Source organism: Thalassorhabdomicrobium marinisediminis, assembly GCF_003072065.1.
Lineage (GTDB): Bacteria > Pseudomonadota > Alphaproteobacteria > Rhodobacterales > Rhodobacteraceae > Octadecabacter > Octadecabacter marinisediminis.
Genome location: NZ_QCYG01000016.1, coordinates 1 through 5,434, shown reverse-complemented (window position 1 = coordinate 5,434; position 5,434 = coordinate 1). Strand labels below are relative to the sequence as shown.

The window sequence follows — 5,434 nt, the reverse complement described above, 5'->3', positions numbered from 1 at the left end:
TGTACGGCATCAGATCGTCCTTCCCGAAAACCTGTCACCCCGATACCGGAAAATCGCTGATCCATGCAACAAGGTCCTAGACAAGAGTCATGTTGGATTCTATAAGCTCGATCGCTCTAGTAATACACCTCACAGGTGGATAAAAAATTTGCATAATACGCTAGGCGATGAAATGAAATGCGGCGCGAGATACACTAGGGGCATCAAGGCCGAGATGTAAGAATTAATTATATAGGTGAGTTGTTTAACAATCAAGGTTTGAAACAGGTATTGCGATTATCTTGATTATGAGACTCTTCCCGTCGTGCGAGCGATGCCACCTTTCTCGTATCTCATCTGTATACATCGCGGCCAGCTCTCAACAAAAACTTATGACGGAAGAACTTGAATGACGAAAACAATCAAAGGTTATGTTGAGCACGTTGACACCACTGTAGTTGCGGGTTGGGCGTATGATGAAACCGACGAAGCGACCTCCCTGAGGGTAGAAATTCACCAAGATGGTTTGTGCATAAAATCTACGCATACCAAGATCGAACGCAATGATGTCACTAGATCTCATCCTCTCGCCGTAAATTGTGGGTTCAAAATACGCATCGAACATGAATTATATTGTTCGATCATGGATGGAAGTGCTTCAATTTGGGCGTGCCCAGAAAACCGGCCCCCAGAAAAACTCACAATAGTATCTACTAGCCACCGGAAGGTAGGTTTAAGCGCACGTGTTCGGAATAAATTCGGTGCTATTGTTGGCCAAGGGGAGGGGTGGCTCGGAAGGAAATATATTGGCGGCAAAGATGTGAGTCGAAAAATAATCGAAGAAAAGAAATTGCCGAATTTTATTGAAGAAAAGCATGAATTGGTAAATCACGATATAAAAATTACCTCTGCAATAAGCGAGGAGGCATCAACTATTATGCCATATACCGCATCAACTTCTTCATCCTTTCATATTGATGGCAAACACTTTGGGTATATTGACAGGGCATCACAAAATTGCCTCGACGGATGGTTGCTATCGACACACAGCAAAGCGGCCCCATTTGTTTTAGCTGACGGAATTCCGGCCATCAGAAGTGAATGGCCTCTGACGCGCCGTGATGTGATTAACGAAACTGGTGTCCAAAAACGTTCCGGATTCCATTTTGAATATAACGTGCTTGCCGGGTCAACTGTCGAACTGATGGCATTTGACGGTAAGTCTATCGTAGAACTTTCTCAACAAGCTGCCACTGCCGCTCCGGAAGAAACAACACAGTGGTCGATGGCGCAATTGATAGCCGATTCTGTAAAGCCTGACGCAGTCGCCGTTACTTGCTGGGAAGGATCCCATAATCCTATTGGGCGCGCGAAAGTGCTGTATGACGTTGTGAACGGCAAGCGGCCCGTATGGTTATTTTGTTATCTATTCGATGAGTTTGGTGGAAAACTATGGGCCCCACTTGCAGGTTCCGGAATCCGCATCGTGGCTATTCCATGGCATGAACGTGATGCTTATCACAAAATGTTTCAAACTTATGGCATCAAATTCCCAACCGTTTGGATGTGTAAGCCGCGCTATCCAACTTTGCTCCTAGGTGCGAATATTGCAGCCGCTGACGCCCGTCTCATTCTCGACTTCGATGACAATGAGGAACACTTCTCAATGTCAGAAGGCTCGTCAGGCAAGGTTTATGGGCGCGACACCCTTGGAGCAGTTCGGCATTCTATTCAGAACATTGAGGCCCGAACAGCAGCCAGCAATTCACTCGCCGAAGATTTCAAGGCTGAGATTGTGCGGCACGCGCGGCGTGCAGCCATCATACCGCATAAGCGCCGTTCCAAAAGTAACAGTAATGCAATAGTAATTGGATTTGTTGGAACTGTTCGTCCGCACAAACGGATACTGGAAGCTGCGCAGGCAATTCGGATTGCAAGTATGATCGAGAACATACCCATCGAGTTTCATGTTCATGGTGACATCAAGCCTGATGCTTATCGAGAATCACTCAATCAAAACAAAGCATTGACCTTTGGTACAGTTCTTGCGGAAGAACTCGACGCGACTCTACAGACATTTGATATTGTCCTCACGGGCTTCCCCTCTCAAAACGACGAAGATGAGCCAATCATCCGCTATCAAATTACCTCGAAAATTGGTGACGCCCTATCAAATGGCTTGCCTGTACTGGTACCGAAGACTCGTAGCGTAGAAGACTTGGATGATATTCCTGGCGTATTCCTATTCACCGCTGAAGACTTCGTTGAAGTACTACACCGTGCAAAGCGATATGGGAAAAAAACCAAGTTGCCTAAAGCGTTTACTTTCGAAGGAGCTTACCGAGGTTTTCAAGAAGCGGAAGCATCAGCGCCAAAAGATGCAAGTTGCTTGCAGAGATTCGTATCACACCAGCCTAAAAAAGCTGGAAAGTCCATCGTACTCATCTGGAAGCAACCAGATGCAGGGTTGTATGGGCGCCGCGTGGATCAGCTTGCACGCGCTATCAAGATAGCACACCCTGATGTCAATGTCCGTGTGGTCGAGATGCTAAGTGATAGTACTAAAGCTGGTCTCTTAGTCCAAGCGCCTCGCTTCACGTCCGACGCATCGCAAATACTTGAGCTGTCCGATCGAAAGCTCGCTGGTACTGCTGCCTCACCCGAAGGAGCAATTTACGACCAAATTCGTATTGGCAAGGATGCGGACGCTGCAACTGCAATGTCGGAGTATTTGTGGCAGCGGGGGTTAAGCACAGACAATACTCTGATAATTACATTTCCGGAGTTCAGCTTGTTAAATCAGATTGCTCCAGTAATAAGGTTCTTTCCCTTAATTGCAGATATAGTCGATAATCAAATTTCTTGGGGGAATAAGGATTCACTAGGAAGGGTCGCTGCCCAGTATGCATGGTTGATGAGAGATTCGATTCGCATAGTGTTTAACTCTCAGGTTAATCATGATTTCTTTGTGGACTCCGGTTTGATCGCGGCGTCGAAGCAAAAAGACGTTACAGTAATTCCAAATTGGTACATACCGTCGCCCGCAGTAACGCACGGTGTAGCACGACGCCCGCAAGTTCGGGGTGGAATGGTCAACGTGATCTATAGCGGTAATCTAAATGACCGTATTGACTGGGATCTTTTGAGCCGCGTGGCTGGAGCCTCAGACAAAATCAACTTGCATATCGTCGGTGCCGCCGCACGTGCTGGAGATAAGATTTCTGAACTTACGTCGCATACTAATGTCTACTATCACGGGCCATTAGATGAGCGTCGTCTCTGTGAGTTGCTCGCTGAGATGCACTTTGCGATTATGCCACATGTACGTGATAACGTTTCTACATTCATGAATCCGCTAAAGATCTTAATGTACTCGGCGTACGGACTTAAAACTATTTCTACCTCAGTACCGGGTCTGAACAATGTGGAGGGCCTAGTGGCGGTCGATAAACCATCTGAGTTCATCGCTGAAGTCGAAAGATGGGTGGAAGAATTCCAGTCTGGTCGAATGGAGCCTTATAAGGTAGACAATGATATACCTGCGTATGCGAAAAGTTACGTCGATCTTGTAAGTGAGGTCATGCTTTCTAAACTGAAAAATTAATGCGTCAAGTTTCGTTGTAGATGATTAGAGTCGGAAGCGTGCGTACCGGTTGATGTATATGAAACTTACGTTGACGCTGAAATCAAAGGAAAACCAATGCCGAAACCGAATCTTATTATTGCCGGATGCCAAAAGTCCGGCACTACGTGGCTGCACTCTTGCCTTAGGAAATCGACGCACATTTTTGGATCCAAAATTAAAGAGTTGAACTTTTTTAACTCGGTCGACTTTGAGAAAAACTCGGAAAGTTACTTAGGGCACTTTCCGCCGACCGAGGGCGCTCAATACTATATGGAAAGTACTCCGCATTACTTCCAGCTTCCATCCGGACGAATAGATACGGCGCGGAATATTGAAAGCTACCTAGATGACCCAAAAATCATCGTTATCTTTAGAAATCCTGTTTCTCGTTATGAATCAGCATACGTTCATCACATCATGAAAGGGCGCATAACCTACAGGTCAATCATCAAAGAATTTTCCGATGAGAATAAGATGCTAACCTTAGGCCGTTACGCGGAGGTATTGAGATATTGGCGTACGATCTTTCCAGACTTGTTGGTTTTGTTCCATGACGACTTGGATAGGGATCCGGAGTCGTTAGTGCAAAATGTCATGAACTATTTGAATTTGGATAACGATATCGAACCGGATGATCTCCTGTTCCGAAGTAATGACAAAATCATCAAAGCCGACAAGCTCGATCTTAATTGGCCCCGAATGCCTAAGCTTAGCAATGATCTCAGAAAGCGCTTGGTGGATTATTATCAAGACGACATCGAAGAATTGGAGACGTTAACTGGTCGTGATTTGAAGCATTGGACCAAATAACGCTTGGGGGGTGTCTGCCATCCGTGCAGCTAGGGTCAGGATGCATTGATTTCTGTTTCGCTGCGTGATTCACGCCTCCGAAAACGGAGCGGTGACATGAGCGATCTCTTCTGGCTGACCGACGCGCAGATGGCGCGCCTGGCTCCCTTCTTTCCCAGGTCGCACGGGAAGCCCCGGGTTGATGACAGACGGGTGCTGAGCGGGATTATTTTCATCAATCGCAATGGCTTGCGTTGGCGCGATGCGCCCGCCGCGTATGGCCCACATAAGACGCTCTACAGCCGGTGGAAGCGTTGGAGCGAAAAGGGCATCTTCGCACGGATGATGGCCGGGCTGGCGGCGGAACACGGCGAGAAAACGACCGTGATGATCGACGCAACATACCTCAAGGCCCATCGAACGGCGACCAGCATGGCCGCCAAAAAAGGGGGGCGTGGTCGCCTGATCGGTCGAACCAAAGGCGGTATGAACACCAAGCTGCACGCCATCTGCGACAGTCAGGGGCGACCGATCGACCTGTTCGTCACCGCTGGACAGGTCAGCGATTATATCGGCGCTCGGGCCCTGCTGAGTGGCCTGCCAAACGTCAAATGGCTACTCGGGGATCGTGGCTATGACGCTGACTGGTTCAGAGAAGCGTTGCAGGACAAGGGATACGTGCCTGCATCCCAGGCCGGAAGAAACGCAAGACGCCGATCAAATACGATAAGCGGAGATACAAGCGGCGTAACCGCATCGAGATCATGTTCGGCAGGCTCAAGGACTGGAGGCGCGTCGCGACCCGCTATGACCGATGCCCCAAGGTGTTCCTCTCAGCCATCGCCCTCGCGGCTCTCGTCATCTATTGGTTATGAATCCTGACCCTAGGTTTCAAGAGCTTTAATGCATACCGGGGACGTAGGGTTCGTAAGTTCGTATTTAATCACGTTTGTGGCCACGAGAGGGCTTTGTTGCACAAATCGGGGCGTGAGCGCACGTCCCCTTTCCCGGACGGATTTATCCTACGACCTCTGTGACAGG

At 48.2% G+C, this 5,434-nt stretch carries 3 protein-coding genes; all 3 read left to right on the top strand.

Annotated elements, in window-relative coordinates; genetic code table 11:
- Nucleotides 1-388: 388 nt before the first annotated feature.
- The 3 genes from DC363_RS16515 to DC363_RS16505 all read left to right on the top strand — a co-directional run bounded on the left by DC363_RS16515 (nucleotide 389) and on the right by DC363_RS16505 (nucleotide 5,268).
- Nucleotides 389-3,583 (top strand): glycosyltransferase, encoded by a 3,195-nt coding sequence (locus DC363_RS16515; RefSeq protein ID WP_108642260.1) that lies wholly within the window; start codon nucleotides 389-391, stop codon nucleotides 3,581-3,583.
- A gap of 96 nt (nucleotides 3,584-3,679) precedes the next feature.
- Nucleotides 3,680-4,414, top strand: a complete 735-nt coding sequence (locus DC363_RS16510; protein WP_108642259.1) for a sulfotransferase domain-containing protein — start codon at nucleotides 3,680-3,682, stop codon at nucleotides 4,412-4,414.
- Nucleotides 4,415-4,510: 96 nt separating this feature from the next.
- A protein-coding gene (locus DC363_RS16505; protein ID WP_108642258.1) for an IS5-like element ISPso2 family transposase occupies nucleotides 4,511-5,268 on the top strand; the annotation gives its coding sequence in 2 pieces (ribosomal slippage) (nucleotides 4,511-5,069 and nucleotides 5,069-5,268; 759 coding nt in all).
- Nucleotides 5,269-5,434 lie beyond the last annotated feature (166 nt).